The sequence below is a fragment of the Methylothermaceae bacteria B42 genome, assembly GCA_001566965.1.
Classification (GTDB): domain Bacteria; phylum Pseudomonadota; class Gammaproteobacteria; order Methylococcales; family Methylothermaceae; genus Methylohalobius.
In genome coordinates this window covers 13,836-29,965 of sequence record LSNW01000038.1, presented here as the reverse complement: position 1 = coordinate 29,965, position 16,130 = coordinate 13,836, and the positions used below count along the sequence as shown (strand labels likewise).

14 protein-coding genes are annotated in these 16,130 nt (G+C 51.8%); 2 read left to right on the top strand and 12 right to left on the bottom strand.

Going from position 1 to position 16,130, the window contains the following annotated elements; translation table 11 throughout:
- Positions 1-24: 24 nt before the first annotated feature.
- The 10 genes from rpsA to AXA67_01850 all read right to left on the bottom strand — a co-directional run bounded on the left by rpsA (position 25) and on the right by AXA67_01850 (position 12,494).
- Positions 25-1,695, bottom strand: coding sequence for a 30S ribosomal protein S1 (gene rpsA, locus AXA67_01895; GenBank protein ID KXJ39433.1), 1,671 nt, complete (start codon positions 1,693-1,695; stop codon positions 25-27).
- A gap of 89 nt (positions 1,696-1,784) precedes the next feature.
- Positions 1,785-2,477: a cytidylate kinase gene (gene cmk, locus AXA67_01890; GenBank protein KXJ39432.1), complete on the bottom strand. Its 693-nt coding sequence runs from the start codon at positions 2,475-2,477 to the stop codon at positions 1,785-1,787.
- The gene (locus AXA67_01885) at positions 2,470-3,792 is read right to left on the bottom strand and encodes a 3-phosphoshikimate 1-carboxyvinyltransferase (protein ID KXJ39431.1); all 1,323 of its coding nucleotides are present in this window, start codon (positions 3,790-3,792) and stop codon (positions 2,470-2,472) included. Before AXA67_01885 ends, cmk begins: the two co-directional genes overlap by 8 nt.
- Before the next feature lie 14 nt (positions 3,793-3,806).
- A complete protein-coding gene (locus tag AXA67_01880; protein ID KXJ39430.1) occupies positions 3,807-4,673 on the bottom strand; it encodes a prephenate dehydrogenase in 867 nt (288 codons plus the stop codon).
- A gap of 19 nt (positions 4,674-4,692) precedes the next feature.
- Complete coding sequence (locus AXA67_01875; protein ID KXJ39429.1) at positions 4,693-5,823, bottom strand: aspartate aminotransferase; 1,131 nt, start codon at positions 5,821-5,823, stop codon at positions 4,693-4,695.
- Between the two features lies 1 nt (position 5,824).
- Entirely contained in the window at positions 5,825-6,916 is a 1,092-nt protein-coding gene (locus AXA67_01870; protein ID KXJ39428.1) for a prephenate dehydratase, read from the bottom strand.
- Between the two features lie 27 nt (positions 6,917-6,943).
- A complete protein-coding gene (locus tag AXA67_01865; protein ID KXJ39464.1) occupies positions 6,944-8,113 on the bottom strand; it encodes a 3-phosphoglycerate dehydrogenase in 1,170 nt (389 codons plus the stop codon).
- Positions 8,114-8,120: 7 nt separating this feature from the next.
- Positions 8,121-9,197, bottom strand: a complete 1,077-nt coding sequence (locus AXA67_01860; GenBank protein KXJ39427.1) for a 3-phosphoserine/phosphohydroxythreonine aminotransferase — start codon at positions 9,195-9,197, stop codon at positions 8,121-8,123.
- Between the two features lie 83 nt (positions 9,198-9,280).
- Positions 9,281-11,818, bottom strand: coding sequence for a DNA gyrase subunit A (locus tag AXA67_01855; GenBank protein ID KXJ39426.1), 2,538 nt, complete (start codon positions 11,816-11,818; stop codon positions 9,281-9,283).
- Between the two features lie 130 nt (positions 11,819-11,948).
- The gene (locus AXA67_01850) at positions 11,949-12,494 is read right to left on the bottom strand and encodes an oligoribonuclease (GenBank protein ID KXJ39425.1); all 546 of its coding nucleotides are present in this window, start codon (positions 12,492-12,494) and stop codon (positions 11,949-11,951) included.
- A gap of 163 nt (positions 12,495-12,657) precedes the next feature.
- On the opposite strand from AXA67_01850, the gene AXA67_01845 reads away from it, so the two are divergent.
- Positions 12,658-13,908: a peptidase M48 gene (locus AXA67_01845; GenBank protein ID KXJ39463.1), complete on the top strand. Its 1,251-nt coding sequence runs from the start codon at positions 12,658-12,660 to the stop codon at positions 13,906-13,908.
- A 58-nt stretch (positions 13,909-13,966) separates the two neighbouring features.
- Entirely contained in the window at positions 13,967-14,854 is an 888-nt protein-coding gene (locus tag AXA67_01840) for a ribosome biogenesis GTPase RsgA (protein KXJ39424.1), read from the top strand.
- Positions 14,855-14,948: 94 nt separating this feature from the next.
- Here AXA67_01840 and AXA67_01835 read toward each other — a convergent pair whose 3' ends face one another.
- Both AXA67_01835 and AXA67_01830 read right to left on the bottom strand, forming a co-directional pair.
- Positions 14,949-15,431 carry a hypothetical protein gene (locus tag AXA67_01835; protein ID KXJ39423.1) on the bottom strand — a complete coding sequence of 161 codons (483 nt, stop codon included), beginning with the start codon at positions 15,429-15,431 and terminating at the stop codon, positions 14,949-14,951.
- 63 nt (positions 15,432-15,494) lie between these two features.
- A complete protein-coding gene (locus AXA67_01830; protein ID KXJ39422.1) occupies positions 15,495-15,941 on the bottom strand; it encodes a hypothetical protein in 447 nt (148 codons plus the stop codon).
- Positions 15,942-16,130 lie beyond the last annotated feature (189 nt).

The window sequence follows — 16,130 nt, the reverse complement described above, 5'->3', positions numbered from 1 at the left end:
CCCTTATTTAATCAAGCCAAGATGTTATTCCTTGTCTTCCATTTGTTCCTTGAACAAATCTCCCAACGTCGGCGACCCTACGGGCTGCTGACTGTATTCCTTGACGACAGCTTGTTCTTCAGCTTCGTCTTTGGCCTTGACAGAAAGCATAATCATCTTGTTCTTTTTATCGACACCGATGAACCTGGCTTCCACTTCGTCTCCTTCCTTCAGCACGGTCCGGGCATCCTCTACCCGGTCGCGGGTGAGTTCCGAGGCCCTGAGATAACCCAGCACGCCATCGGCCAACTCTACCACTGCGCCTTTGGCGTCCACCTCTTTAACCACGCCTTTAACCAGGCTGCCTCTTTCATGTTCGGCAATGAAATTCTGAAAAGGATCTTGTTCCAGCTGCTTGATACCCAGAGAGATTCTTTCCCGCTCCGGATCAATCGCCAAAATAACCGCTTCGATTTCATCGCCTTTCTTGAACTTGCGCACGGCTTCCTCGCCAGCCTCATTCCAGGAAATGTCCGACAAATGAACCAAGCCGTCAATGCCACCTTCCAGGCCCACAAAGATACCGAAATCGGTGATGGATTTGATCACGCCCTTGACCTTTTCGCCCTTGTTATGGGTTGCGGCAAATTCTTCCCACGGATTGGGTTTGCACTGCTTCATCCCCAAGGAAATCCGGCGCCGGTCTTCGTCAATCTCCAAGACCATGACTTCGACTTCGTCACCGACCTGTACCAGCTTGGCCGGGTTGATGTTTTTATTGGTCCAATCCATTTCCGAAACGTGGACCAACCCTTCCACGCCATCTTCCAATTCAACAAAGCAACCGTAATCGGTAAGATTGGTCACCTTGCCAATCAACCGGGTTCCAGGTGGATAGCGGCGGGCGATATCTTTCCATGGATCTTCGCTGAGCTGTTTCAGGCCCAAGGAGACCCGCTGTTTCTCTTCGTCGAACTTGAGTACTTTGACATCAATTTCCTGGCCGAGTTGGACCACTTCCGACGGATGACGAACCCGCTTCCAGGCCATATCGGTAATATGCAAAAGGCCATCGATACCGCCCAAATCGATAAAGGCGCCGTAATCGGTGATATTCTTGACCACCCCTTTAACCGTTCCTTCTTCCTTGAGCTGCTGCAACAAGGCTTCGCGGTCGGCGCTGTATTCCGTTTCCACCACCGCGCGCCTGGACAGCACGATATTGTTGCGTTTGGGATCCAGCTTGATGACTTTAAATTCCAGCTCCTGGCCTTCCAGGTGACTGGTATCGCGCACGGGACGCACATCCACCAGAGAACCTGGAAGAAACGCCCGCAGCGGGCCGATTTCAACAGTAAAGCCGCCACGCACTTTGCCGGTGATTTTACCCTTGACGGTTTCGCCTTTTTCAAAGGCTTCTTCCAGCTCTTCCCAGGCACGGGAACGCTTGGCCTTTTCCCGCGACAGCAACGTCGCGCCCAAGCCATCTTCCACCATATCCAGGGCGACTTCCACTTCGTCACCCACTTCCACTTCGAGCTGGCCGTTTTCATCCAAAAACTGCCACTTGGGGACAATCCCCTCGGACTTTAAACCTGCATCAACAATTACTGCGTCAGGGGTAATATCCACCACCTTGGCCTTGAGCAGCGTCCCGGGACGCATTTCGGTTTTCGCCAGGCTCTCTTCAAATAATTCCGCAAAGCTTTCGCTCATGATTTTCCACTTCCACCCCAGGCCGGTCCTGGGAAACAAAAACGATCAATTTCGTTGATTAATAAAACCACGCCGCTGATCAATGTGATTCAGCGGCCCCTAGGTTGACTTGTCAAAGATTTTGGCAGCAACGCCAGAATCCTGTCGACGACCTGCTGTGCCGTCAACCCCGATGAATCGATAACGACAGCGTCCCGCGCCGGTTTCAAGGGGGCTTCCTTGCGCTCTCGGTCGCGCCGATCCCTTTCTTCCAAGTCATTGATTATTTGGTCAAGATTAACATCAAACCCTTGTTCTTTCAACTGACGATAACGCCTTTCAGCCCGGACTTCGGGGCTTGCGGTTAAAAAAACTTTGTAGGGCGCATCGGGGAAAACCACTGTGCCCATATCCCGTCCATCGGCAATCAAGCCTGGCGGGCGAAGAAACTGCCGTTGCTTTTCCAGCAGCGCTTGCCGGACCTTGGGGTAGGCAGCAATCGTTGACGCAGCCCGCCCACATTCCTCGGTTTGTAGCTCATCAGTGACATCCTTGCCGTCAACCAAGACTTGGACGGACTCGTTACAAATAAATTCCAATGTCATTTCCATTGCCACCTTCGACACTGCCTCTTCATCTACGAGGGAAACACCACGGGACAAAACCGCCCAGGCGAGGGCACGGTAAATGGCGCCACTGTCCAGGAAGTGCCATCCCAATCGTTTTGCCAATAGTTTGCTGACCGTTCCTTTCCCCGCCCCACTGGGACCGTCAATGGTCAATACCGGCACGGATTCAGCCACACCGCACCTCCTCCACATTCAGCCCCAATTGCCGGGCCAGCCGGGCAAACCCTGGGAAAGATGTGTTCACGTTGGCACAGTCTTCGATCTCTATTGGGCCTCGCGCCCGCAAACCGGCAATGGCAAAGGCCATGGCAATACGGTGATCGCCGTGAGAGTGCACCCGACCGCTAGCAATTTCCCCGCCCTGGATACTAATGCCATCGGGTTTTGGATTCGCTTCAATTCCCAGAATGGTCAAGCCATCGGCCATCACTTGAATACGATCGCTTTCCTTGACCCGTAGCTCTTCAGCCCCGCTCAAAGTCGTCTCGCCTTCGGCACAGGCGGCGGCAATAAACAGAACAGGAAACTCATCAATGGCGAGGGGAACCAGCGCCTCGGGAATTTGGATTCCCTTGAGCGGCGCGGACCGTACCCTTAAATCCGCAACCGGTTCTCCGCCAACTTGACGGGGATTTATCACTTCAATATCCGCCCCCATCAGTTTCAGAATATCAATCACGCCAGTCCGGGTTGGATTGATCCCTACGTGTTGCAGAATCAACTCGGAATCCGGGGCAATGCTGGCGCCAACCAGAAAAAATGCCGCGGAAGAAATATCGGCGGGAACATCTAAATCGGTAGCAATCAACTTGTCCCCTCCCCGCACACAAACCCGGTTGCCCTGACGGTTCACTTCATAGCCAAACCCTGTCAGCATTCGCTCGGTGTGGTCCCGGGTTGGCGCCGGTTCTTCAACGCAAGTTTCTCCTCCATTGGCGTAAAGTCCTGCCAATAATAACGAAGACTTGACTTGGGCGCTGGCCACCGGCATGGCATAGTCGACCCCTTTTAGCCGCTGGCCGCCGTGGATTTTCAGCGGCGCGGTGCCCTGAGGTGTGGTTTCGATTTTAGCGCCCATGGCCTGCAACGGCTCGGTCACCCGGCGCATGGGCCGGCGGGAAAGTGACTCGTCCCCAGTCAATACGCTATCAAAAGACTGGCCCGCTAATAATCCGCACAACAAGCGCATGGATGTCCCTGAATTCCCCAGATACAAAGGACCTTCCGGGGCTTGTAAACCATGCATGCCAACCCCGTGAATAATCAACCGGCCATTGTCGGGACCTTCAATGGCAACTCCCATTTGCTTGAAAGCAGCCAGGGTCGCCAAGGCATCCTCAGCCTCCAGAAAGCCGGTCACCCGGGTCACGCCTTCGGCAATGGCGCCCAACATCACGCTGCGGTGGGAAATGGATTTATCCCCCGGAACCCGGGCTTGCCCGCTCAATTTGCCTCCCGGGGTCACTACAAATTCAATCTGATTGGTCATAAGGTCCTGTCATTTTACTGCTGATCAAGGAAACGCTGCCGGGCCGCTTTGGCTTCGGCAAAAAAATCATGAATCACCTGCCAGTCGGCCTGTTCCAGCTTGTCACCAAACTCTTTCAGCGCTTGCTCGAACTGGCGGAGATAGGCCAAAACCTCCTTTTGATTGGCCAGGCAAATATCCGTCCACATACCCGGATCGCTGGAGGCAATGCGGGTGAAATCTTTAAAACCTCCCGCAGCGTATTGAAAGATTTCATCCTTTTCATCCTTGCGGCCAAGCATATGGGTCAAGGCAAAGGCAATCACATGAGGAAGATGGCTGGTGGCGGCGAGCACATGGTCGTGATGAGCAACGCTCATGTCATGGATCTCCGCGCCAAAGGATTTCCAGAACTGGCGCACTTGCTCCAATGCCCGGATTTGAGTGACTGGCAACGGCGTCAAAATCACCCGCTTACCCAAAAACAAATCCACCGTCGCTGCATTGACACCGCTCAATTCACGGCCAGCGATTGGGTGGGCGGGTACAAAATTCTTCGGCACTTCTCCGAAAACGGCTTCGGCTGCTTTCACAACACTGGATTTGGTACTGCCCACATCGGTGTAAAAAGCTCTTTCCGACCAAACCGGCCGCAAGGATTCAAACACTTGGCGCACGCTGCCCACGGGCGTCGCAATCACCACCCCGTCCGCATACTCCGCCCCTTCTCTGACATCGACGCAAGCATCATCAATCACCCCCAGTTCCACAGCCTGGAGTAGATTTTCGCCATCCAGGTCCACCCCGATTATCTCCCGGCATAATCCCCGGGCCTTGGCCGCCAATGCCACGGAGCCGCCAATCAAGCCTACACCTATTATGCACAGCCGCTGGATTTGCATTATGCCGGCTTAGACTGCATCACAACACACAATCCAGCGCGTCGATAAAGGTTTGATTTTCTTCCCTGGTGCCGATGGAAACCCGCAAATGTCTGGGCATGCCATAATTTGCGACAGGACGCACAATCACCCCTTCTTTTAGTAGCGCGTGAAAAACAGGCTCCCCTTCCCGACCCATGTCAACGGTGACAAAATTACCCACCGAAGGAATATAATCCAACCCCCTTTGCTGAAACGCTGCTTCCAGTTGGGCCTTGCCTTCTTCATTGATGGCGCGACTAGCCTGCAAATGGGCACTGTCGTCCAAAGCCGCCACCGCCGCCGCCAAGGCCACGTTGTTTGCGTTGAAAGGCTGACGCACTCTGTTGAGCAAATCAGCGATTTGCGGATTGGACAACGCATAACCCACCCTCAGTCCCGCCAGGCCATAGGCCTTGGAAAAGGTACGGGTAACAATCAAGTTGGGAAACTGGTCGAGCCAGGATAATGAATCTGGATAATCGTCTTTTTCCACATATTCAAAATAGGCTTCGTCCACCACGGCGATAACCCGCTCCGGCAGGTTTTGGAGGAAATCCTTTAGTTCTTGGCGGGACACATAGGTGCCAGTGGGGTTGTTGGGATTGGCGATAAAAACGACGGTGGTATTGTCCGCCACCCGGTCCAACATTGCCGAGAGGTCATGACCGTATTTGGGGCCCTGTTTGCCATCATGCGCCGGGGCGATTCGAGCCTCGGCGCCCACTGCTTGAACCGAGATCGGATAAACCGCAAAAGCGTATTGAGAAAACACCGCGCTACGCCCGGGGCCCAAAAACACCCGGGCAATCAAATCCAGCACATCATTGGAGCCGTTACCCAAGGTAATCTGCGCCATGGCGACATCCAATTTTTCCGCCAGTTTTTGCTTTAACAGATAACCATTACCGTCGGGATAGCGGGCTACTTCTTTTAATGCCGATTGCATTGCGGCTAATGCTTTGGGACTTGGTCCAAGCGGATTTTCATTGGACGCTAGCTTGACTATTTTCCCCGCATCCAGCCCCAACTCTCGGGCCAATGACTCAATGGGCTTGCCCGGTTGATAAGGCGTCAAGCCCGAAATGGCTGGCATTGAAAAGGCCAAAAAATCGATTTGGCTATCGCCCATGTTAAATCACCGCCTTAGGATAAGAACCCAACCAATTGACCATCTGGGCTTTTTCTTCCAAAGCTTTTAATGCCTTGGCCACATGGACTTCTTTTTTATGGCCTTCGATATCTATAAAAAAGACATAATCCCAACATTCCCGGCGGGAAGGGCGGGACTCGATCTTGCTCATACTGATGCCATGCTCGGCGAAGGGTTGCAATATCTGATACAAGGCGCCCGGGAAGTTGCCGGTGGAAACCACCAAAGTGGTCTTGTCCTCCCCGGTAGGCCCCACCTCTTGCTTACCAATCACCAGAAAGCGGGTGGTATTGTCCGGTTCGTCCTCAATATTACGCTGGAGAATAGTCAGCTCATACAATTGCGCCGCCACTTCCCCGGCAATGGCGGCGCTGTTGGGAACAATCGCGCTCAATCGCGCCGCTTCGGCATTGCTGCTGACCGCGGTGCGTTTAACATTGGGCATGAACCGATCCAGCCACTCCCGGCATTGGGCCAAGGATTGTTGGTGGGAAAATACTTCCTTGATTTCATCCAGTTTCAAGCTACGGCTCATCAAATGATGATGGATCCGGAGCACTACTTCGCCGGTAATGAGCAAGGAAGTGTTCAAGAAACTGTCCAGAGTATGGGTAATGACTCCTTCCGTGGAATTTTCCACCGGCACCACGCCAAACTGACAGGTATCGCTGGCCACTGCGCGAAAAATCTCGTCAATGGCGGGAAATGACTGGGCCTGAATGGCGCTGCCGAAATGCTTGAACGCCGCCTGCTGGGTAAAGGTACCCTCCGGTCCCAAAAACGCTACTTGCAGAGGTTTCTCCAGCGCCAGGCACGCGGACATCACTTCCCGGAAAATCCGCGCAACCGATGCCTCGGGCAATGGCCCGGGGTTTTCCGCCATGATCCGCCGAAGCACCTGGGCTTCCCGTTCGGGGCGGTAAAAACAATCATTTTCCCCTGCCGCCATTTTCACCTTGGCGACTTCCTGGGCCAATGAACCCCGCTCGCTGATGAGCTCCAGCAACTTGGAATCGATCCGGTCGATCTTTTGGCGAAGCTCGTTTAGGGCTTGCTCTGTCTTTGCTGCCATCCGCCAATTGAGGCTAATTTAAAAGCATCATTGTATCACCCGGGCGGACAAGACGCCTTTGATCTGGCGGATGGATTCTATGACCTGCGGCCCTACCTCGCCTTCCACGTCAATAATGGTATAGGCCACTTCTTCCTTGGATTTATTCAGTAAATCCAAAATATTAAGCTGCGCTTCCCCCAAACAGGACGATATCTTGCTGACCATGGCGGGAATATTGGCATTGGAAATCGCAACCCGGGTTGCGTTGGGGGTTCTTGGCAGCACCACTTCCGGAAAATTGACGGAATTGCGGATATTGCCATTTTCGAGAAAATCCCGGATTTGATCCGCTACCATGACCGCGCAGTTTTCCTCTGCTTCCCGGGTGGACGCACCAATATGGGGCAAGGCTATGACCCGAGGGTGGTCTTTAATCCCGGCGGTCGGAAAGTCGGTGACATAGGCATGCAACCCGCCATTATCCAGCACACTCAGCAAGGCCTCTTCATCCACTAAACCGTCACGGGAGAAATTCAACAATACTGAACCTTCGCGCATGAGCTGCAAGCGCTCAGTATTGATGCAACCCTGAGTCTCTTTGGTCAGGGGCATATGCAAAGTGGCAAAGTCGCAAAGATTTAACAACTCCTCTTTACTGGTCGCCTGGACCACTGAGGAGGACAATTGCCACGCCCGCTCCACCGTAACGAAAGGATCGTAACCAATTACATTCATACCCAATTCCAGCGCCCGATTGGCAACTTGTACCCCGATAGCGCCCAAACCCATCACACCCAAGGTCTTCCCACGCAATTCAAAACCCTGAAAGCGTTTTTTATTGCTTTCCACCTGGGTGTGGATTTCCTCATCCGAGCCTTGCAGGTTACGCACAAATTCCCATGCCGGGCATATATTCCTGCTGGCCAGAAACATCCCCGCCAGCACTAGTTCTTTCACCGCGTTGGCATTGGCGCCAGGGGTATTGAATACCGGGATGCCACGGTGGGTGTACTCTTCCACGGGTATATTGTTTACCCCCGCGCCGGCGCGCCCTACCGCCTTGACCGATTCTGGAATCGGCAGCCCGTGCAACTTGAACGAGCGTAAAATAATGGCGTCCGGGTGTTGAATTTCCGATGCCACCTCATAGCGGTCCCGGGGAAAGCGCTCCAACCCCGCCACCGCAATGTGATTGTAAGTTAAAATTTTGTATATTTGATCGTCAGCCATAACGTTTTTCAAACTCTTTCATAAAATCCACCAGCGCCTGTACGCCTTGCAAAGGCATGGCGTTGTAAATACTGGCCCGCATGCCACCCACCGAACGGTGCCCTTTCAAATTCACCAAACCGGCTTCTTGAGCCTGAGCCAAAAACCGCCCGTCCAGTTCCGGGTTGGCCAAAGTGAATGGAATATTCATCCGTGACCGAAAGCGAGGATCGACAGGATTGCGGTAAAAATCCGACGCATCAATGGTGCGGTATATAAGCTCGGCTTTTTCGATATTCTGCTTTTCAATGCCCTGAATTCTGCCTTGGTCCCGTACCCATTCCAGCACCAACCCCAGCAGATACCAATTATATGTAGGCGGGGTATTGAGCATGGAGCCCGCCTCCGCCTGTTTTCTGTAATCCAGGACAGACGGCGTGCCCAACAACGGGGTTTGGATCAAATCCTTGCGTACAATCACCACCGTAATCCCCGCCGGCCCCATATTTTTCTGGGCGCCTGCGTAAATCAGCCCAAACCGGTCAACCTCCACCGGCCGGGACAAAATATTAGAGGACATATCCGTCACCAGTGGCAGCGAGACTTCCGGCACAAACGGAAATTCCACCCCGTGAATGGTTTCGTTGGAGGTGTAATGCAAATAGGCGGCATCCGTATCTACTTGCCACCCCGAGGGATCGGGAATGGTGGTGAAGCGCTCCTCTTCGCTGCTGGCGGCAATTTTCACGTCAGAGAATGCCTTGGCTTCCGATGCTGCTTTTTTCGACCAAGAACCGGTCAAAACGTAACAGGTCGAGCGCTTATCTCCCAATAAATTCATCGGGATAGCGGCAAACTGCCCAGTCGCCCCCCCTTGTAGGAAAAGACAGTGGTAATCGTTGGAAATGCCCAGCAAATCCCGCAAATTTGCCTCGGTACGTTCGGCGATGTCGATAAACTGCTTGCTGCGGTGACTTATTTCCATCACCGACATACCACTGCCCTGATAATCCAGCATTTCATCCCGGGCCCGCTCCAATACCGCTTCAGGCAACATCGAAGGGCCGGCGCTGAAGTTATAGACTCTCATTAATAGTTACTTCCTATCTTGATGGAACAATCAATAAACCTATTTCCCAGGGAATGGAAGGGAAAGCCTTCTTTCCCAGGCGATTACTCTTCTTCCGGCAGGCTTTCGATCCGGTCAACGCCCACCAGCTTTTCACCACCACTCAAGCGGATAATCCGCACACCCTGGGTATTCCTGCCCAATACCGGAATTTCGCTGACCCGGGTGCGGACCAATGTGCCGCCGGTGGTAATCAGCATAATTTCATCGTCGTCCTGGACCAGTACCGCCGCCACCAGGGCACCGTTACGCTCTGAGGTCTGAATGGCAATCACACCCTGACCACCGCGCCGGTGGCGGGGGAATTCATCCAGTTGAGTACGTTTGCCATAGCCATTCTCGGTGACGGTCAATACCGTGCCTTCGGTGCCAATGATCAGAGCGATCACTTTGTCCCCCTCAGGCAGCTTCATCCCCCGGACGCCGCCGGCGGTGCGGCCCATGGACCGGACTTCCGATTCGTTAAAGCAAATCGCCTTGCCGCCGCTGGAAAACAGCATTACATTCTGCTGTCCATCGGTGAGGGTAGCTTTCACCAGCTTGTCTTTGGGCTTCAAATCAATGGCGATCTTGCCGTTGCTGCGCAGGTTTTCGAATTCCTTGAGCGGGGTTTTCTTGACCACGCCCGCGGCAGTCGCCATAAAGATAAATCCCCCGGCGCTGAAATCCTTAACCGGGAGGACCGCGTTAATCCTTTCATTGGCTTCCAGCGGTAGCAAATTGACAATGGGCTTGCCTCTCGATGTCCGGCTCGCTATCGGCAATTCATAAACCTTGAGGCCGTAAACCTTACCCAAACTAGAGAAACACAACAGGGTATCGTGGGTATTGGCGATCAAAAGTTTTTCGACGAAATCCTCTTCCTTGGTGGCCGCCGCCGCTTTCCCCCGACCGCCCCGGCGCTGGGCCTGATAGACCGATAGCGGTTGGGCCTTGGCATAGCCAGCGTGGGTCAAAGTCACCACCACATCCTCTTCGGTAATCAAGTCTTCCACCGACAAACTCAATTGGTCCTCTAGGATTTCGGTGCGGCGCTCGTCGCCAAATTGATCGCGAATGGCAATCAGCTCTTCGCGGATGACTTCCAGCAACCTGGCGTCACTGCCTAAAATCGCCAGCAATTCGTCGATTTTTTCCAGAAGATTCTGGTATTCCTCGATAATTTTGTCCTGCTCCAGGCCGGTGAGGCGGTGCAGACGCAGATCCAGAATCGCTTGTGCCTGAACCGGCGACAGACGGTAGCCATCGTCCCCAAGCCCGTATCCTTCTTCCAGATCTTCCGGCCGGGTGCGGGCGGCATCGGCCCGCTGGAGGTAGGATTCCACCACCCCAGGCCGCCATACCCGCGACAGCAAGCCCTCTTTCGCTTCCTTGGGGCTGGGAGAGGATTTGATCAGCTCGATAATTTCGTCGATATTGGCCAAAGCGACAGCCAAGCCTTCCAATACGTGAACCCTTTCGCGGGCCTTGCGCAATTCAAATAGGGTGCGGCGGGTAACGACTTCTCGCCGGTGATCAACGAAGGCTTCCAGGATTTCCTTGAGATTCAGGCACCCGGGCCGGCCGTCCACCAGCGCCACCATGTTGATGCCGAATACGTTTTGCAGCTGGGTATGCTGATAGAGATTGTTCAGCACCACATCCGGCTGTTCCCCGCGGCGCAATTCAATCACCATGCGCATGCCATCCTTGTCGGACTCGTCGCGCAGGGCGGAGATGCCTTCCAGCTTGCCATCCTTTACCAAGGCGGCGATTTTTTCAATCAGGCGGGCCTTGTTGACCTGGTAGGGCAGCTCGGTCACGACAATACTTTGGCGGCCGCTGTCCTTGCTGGTTTCCACATGGGAACAGGCACGCAGATAAATCCGCCCCCGCCCCGTTTCATAGGCCTGGCGAATCCCCTTGGCGCCATTGATAATCGCGCCGGTGGGAAAATCCGGGCCGGGAATGTGCCGCATCAGGCCATCAATGGTAATTGACGGATCATCAATCAACGCCAGCACGCCATTAATGACTTCGGTCAAATTATGCGGCGGAATATTCGTGGCCATCCCCACCGCAATCCCCGCCGAACCGTTAACCAGCAGATTGGGCACCTTGGCCGGCAAAACCACGGGTTCGTGTTCGGATTCGTCGTAGTTAGGGATAAAATCGACGGTCTCTTTCTCCAGATCGGCCAGCAGTTCATGGGCAATCCGGGACATGCGGATTTCGGTATAACGCATCGCCGCCGGGGGATCGCCATCCACCGAGCCAAAGTTACCCTGCCCGTCAATCAACACATAACGCATGGAAAACGGCTGAGCCATGCGGACAATGGTGTCATAGACCGCGGTATCGCCATGAGGATGATATTTACCGATAACATCCCCGACAACCCGGGCCGACTTTTTATAGGGCCGGTTCCAGTCATTGCCCAGCTCATGCATGGAAAACAGCACGCGCCGGTGCACCGGCTTGAGGCCGTCGCGCACATCGGGTAATGCCCTGCCCACAATCACGCTCATGGCGTAATCGAGGTAGGATTGCTTCATTTCGTCTTCGAGATTGACGGGGATAATTTCTTTGGCGAATTCAGACATAAAAACTTAAGTTCCATCAAGGAATCAACACACACGGCGGCAATCGCCGGCAAATTTTTGGAATTATACCACTTTGAAAGAGGTGGGTCTTTATTCAGACGATACCCAAAGCGAGGGGTTCAGACTTGAATCAATACCGAATGAAGTGTTCGCGGTAATACTTCAATTCCTCGATGGACTCCAAAATATCCGCCAATGCCTCGTGGGCATTTTTCTTTTTGAAGCCCTCCTTTAATTGCGGTGCCCAACGATCCGCCAGTTCTTTTAGGGTGGACACATCCAGATTGCGATAGTGGAAATAAGCTTCCAATTCCGGCATGCCGCGATAAAGAAAACGCCGGTCCTGGCAAATACTGTTGCCGCACATGGGGGATTCCCCAGCGGGCACCCAGGCCTGCAAAAAGGTCAGGGTGCGTTGTTGCGCCTCTTTGATATCAACGCCGCTTTTGCGGATGCGGTCCAACAAACCCGATTCGCTGTGGTGTTTACGATTCCAATCATCCATGGCGGCGAGTGCTTCCTCTGGCTGGCGAATCGCCAACACCGGTCCCGTGGCCAGGACATTCAGGTCTTTGTCGGTCACCACCGTTGCAATTTCGATAATTCGGTCACGATCCGGGTCCAATCCGGTCATTTCCAGATCAATCCAGATCAAATTGTCTTTGTTTTGGGCCATCGTTTTTCCTTAAGATATTCCGGTTAATAACAACATCTGCCGCTTACTGAAAAAATAAAATACGCAACGCCTCCTTTCCCGCCGGTATTTTTTACTCCCCTTGTCAGGCATTCTAGCAAAGGCTAAGCTGTACGGATTATTTACCATGGTGCAGCAAGAAATAATGAATACCTTTACCGTCTTTTTCTTATTGGCTTTAACGGCTTCCTTTGCCATTGAATTCTGGTTGGCGCGCCGTCACCGCGATCACGTCCTCGCCCACCAGGGCCAGGTCCCCGAACCTTTTCAAGACACCATCACGCTGGAAGCCCATCAAAAAGCAGCCGACTACACCCTTGCCAAGCTAAAAATCATCGACGTTAATCGAATTCTCAGCACCGCGCTATTACTTTTATTTACGCTCGGGGGTGGTATCGATGCGATAGACCAATTTTGGTCACGCTTTGATTTAGGCCCCATCGCCCATGGTGTTGCCTTGATTCTCTCGGTTTTTTTTCTGATGGCGCTGTTTGAATTGCCGCTACAAATTTATCAGACGTTTGTCATTGAAGAACGTTTCGGTTTCAACCGCACCACGCCTGCCCAATTCATCAAGGACCTGGCCCTGCAAACTGCTCTTAGCCTGGCCATCGGTGCCCCACTGCTGGCCTTGGTGCTGTGGGTAATGGAGAGTACCGGTAATCTCTGGTGGCTGCTGGCCTGGGCGATCTTGATGGCATTTTCACTCCTCATGAGCTGGGCCTATCCCACTTTGATTGCGCCATTATTCAATAAATTCGATCCTCTCGACGATCAAAATCTGAAGGACCGCATTCAACGACTTTTGGAACGCTGCGGCTTTCACAGTAAAGGCATTTTTGTCATGGACGGTTCCCGCCGCTCCGGTCACGGGAATGCTTATTTCACTGGACTTGGTAACAACAAACGCATCGTTTTTTTCGATACTTTGGTGGAAGCGCTGGAGCCTGAGGAACTGGAAGCCGTTCTAGCCCATGAACTGGGTCATTACAAGCGCAAGCATGTCATCAAAATGCTGATAACCAGCGCGGTTCTGAGCCTGATCGGTTTTGCCCTCCTCGGCTGGCTGGCTCAACAACCGTGGTTTTACGAAGGACTCGGCGTATCCCGTCCCTCCAACGCTACCGCGTTATTGTTATTCATGCTCGCCATGCCGGTTTTCAGCACGTTTTTGCAGCCCCTCATGGCGGCCATTCAACGCAAATACGAATTCGAAGCCGATGAATTCGCCGCTTCCATGTGTGACGCCAATGCCCTGACCCGGGCGCTGGTCAAACTTTACCGGGACAATGCCGCCACCTTGACGCCAGACCCGCTTTATTCCGCCTTTCACTACAGCCACCCCCCGGCGGCCATTCGGATTGAACATTTAAAGCAGGTTCAGCAGAGCGCCTGATGGTTAATCTTGATTCGCGCCGGAAAAGTGATGCTTTTCTGCCGCGGTCATTGAATTGATGGGCGAAGTTCGCACAGGCCGGGTCATCGCCCATTTTGGCAAAAACTGGGCGGTGGAAGAGGAAACCGGGCAAATTTTCTTGTGCAATGCCCTGCGGCGCCTGGATCAACCCTGCGTTGGAGACTGGGTGCGCTGGGAACAAACCGATGCCCGGCACGGCCGCATTGTCGAGATTCTTCCCCGCAAAACCCTCCTGGTCCGTCCTGCCCGGGGAGGAAAACTCAGACCCACCGCCGCCAATATCGACCAAGTTTTTATTGTCATCGCGCCGCAACCCCTATATGACCTTTTATTGGTCGACCAATATCTGGTGGTTTGTGAAAACCGCGGCATCACGCCCATCATTCTTTTCAACAAAATTGATTTGACAGATGACCGAAAGTCCCTGGAAAAAGAACTCAAGTCTTATCTGGAACTATATCCATTCCATTACCTGAGCGCCAAAACCGGCGAAGGCATGGAGAAGCTCAAGTCTTCAATGCGCTGCAAAACCTCCATGCTCGCCGGACAATCCGGAGTAGGCAAATCCTCATTGCTGCACTGGCTGGTTCCCGACAAAGAAATCCGTGTAGGCGAACTATCCAAGGGAACACACCGGGGCCGCCACACAACCACCACCGCCATGCTGTTCCATTTACCCGAAGGCGGTGACTTGATTGACACCCCAGGCGTAGCAGTATTTGGCTTGGCGGACATCGACGAGAAACAACTGGCGCATGGCTACAAGGAATTCCGCCCCCACATCCCCCACTGCCGCTTCAACGACTGCCGCCATGTCAACGACCAAGGCTGCGCCGTTCGTAAAGCCGTGCTACAAGGGAAAATAGATCAAGGCCGGTACAGGCGTTATTTGAAACTCAGGGAAAAGCTGCCGAAAATATCCTAGCCACTTGATAGTATTCAAAAATAAGCGTACTGAATAGCTGCCGGAAATAACATCAAAAAATAAAATAAAAAAAAAGCAGCACACCTAACTTCAGCTACCTCACATTTCCTTTTAAAAAGGAAAGCAAATTATACCTCTGAACTATAGCTGGCAATAATGGAATCCAGCAAAACAAGGCCATTGACCACAAAAAAATCATAATTAGATCCTTGATTTCACCCCATGTAATATTGGCTGAAATATCACCCTTGCCAGTTGGAGACAGTAGAGCCATAAGGCATGAAAATGCTAAAGGCGCGGCAATAAACCAATAAACACAATAGACTCTAAAAAAGAGCTTATTTTTGAATTTATTATTTGCATAAAATGGTATAATCATAAACACACTAAGCACAACAAAATAAACCACAAAAGATAAAAACGCTCTAAGATTCTTATTAATATCCTTGACGCTGCCTATAGGTGTATCAAAAAGATCCAATCTTGGTATTTCACAGCACATTGACAACAAAATTGCCAAAACCACAATAATATTCAGAAATAAATTTGGCCTGTCCAATAAAACATGGAATAACATATTTTATTACAAATCTGCTCTCAAAGAGTCTATTTTTAAACGCATCAACCATGCCCTACCTACTTAATGCTTCATCCATTTTCCAATTCTACCCAAAATATTATATCTTTGGATTAACGGCAGAAGCATAATAATCGATATAAAAAATACTGACAAAACCACAATTAGAATAACAAAATATATATTTTTAAAGGGAAATACAGGACCGCCAGAGATAAGCCAACGACCCAATAATAATGCCATAGGGGTGGCAATCAGCCAATAAATCAAATACTTCCTGAAAAAGACACGGTCTACAAATCTTTTCTCCAATACAAATATTATAGAAGTAAAGGAGCTTAAGATAATGAAATATACAATAAACCCCACTATACTTCTTATCCCTCCCGCCCTTAAATCAAATCCATACCCTAAACTCTTCTCAGGGAATCCCCATACCACAGCTAAAATCAAAGAAATCGTGAATATTAATAGTAAAAACCAACAATCAAACTTAGATAGATTGGTCATTTTTTATTCCATTTATCGCTTAATCAGCAATCTATCCCTCGGAAAAACCAAGGGATAGATTACTCTTGTAGTTGGATATTTTATCAACCTTAAAAAACCTTAATCAAAACACTGATAAGTTACGAAGCCACATGTTGCACTTTATTTAAAATTCCAATTATTGTAAATGAATTGTTCATGCGCCTGATA

Bases quoted from the DNA above. Each gene is read 5' to 3' on its own strand.
- AXA67_01855 (KXJ39426.1), bottom strand. From the start codon at position 11,818: ATGTCTGAATTCGCCAAAGAAATTATCCCCGTCAATCTCGAAGACGAA.
- AXA67_01885 (KXJ39431.1), bottom strand. From the start codon at position 3,792: ATGACCAATCAGATTGAATTTGTAGTGACCCCGGGAGGCAAATTGAGC.
- AXA67_01830 (KXJ39422.1), bottom strand. From the start codon at position 15,941: ATGACCAATCTATCTAAGTTTGATTGTTGGTTTTTACTATTAATATTC.
- AXA67_01870 (KXJ39428.1), bottom strand. From the start codon at position 6,916: ATGGCAGCAAAGACAGAGCAAGCCCTAAACGAGCTTCGCCAAAAGATC.
- rpsA (KXJ39433.1), bottom strand. From the start codon at position 1,695: ATGAGCGAAAGCTTTGCGGAATTATTTGAAGAGAGCCTGGCGAAAACC.
- AXA67_01835 (KXJ39423.1), bottom strand. From the start codon at position 15,431: ATGTTATTCCATGTTTTATTGGACAGGCCAAATTTATTTCTGAATATT.
- AXA67_01880 (KXJ39430.1), bottom strand. From the start codon at position 4,673: ATGCAAATCCAGCGGCTGTGCATAATAGGTGTAGGCTTGATTGGCGGC.
- AXA67_01840 (KXJ39424.1), top strand. From the start codon at position 13,967: ATGGGCGAAGTTCGCACAGGCCGGGTCATCGCCCATTTTGGCAAAAAC.
- AXA67_01860 (KXJ39427.1), bottom strand. From the start codon at position 9,197: ATGAGAGTCTATAACTTCAGCGCCGGCCCTTCGATGTTGCCTGAAGCG.
- AXA67_01875 (KXJ39429.1), bottom strand. From the start codon at position 5,823: ATGGGCGATAGCCAAATCGATTTTTTGGCCTTTTCAATGCCAGCCATT.
- AXA67_01845 (KXJ39463.1), top strand. From the start codon at position 12,658: ATGAATACCTTTACCGTCTTTTTCTTATTGGCTTTAACGGCTTCCTTT.
- AXA67_01850 (KXJ39425.1), bottom strand. From the start codon at position 12,494: ATGGCCCAAAACAAAGACAATTTGATCTGGATTGATCTGGAAATGACC.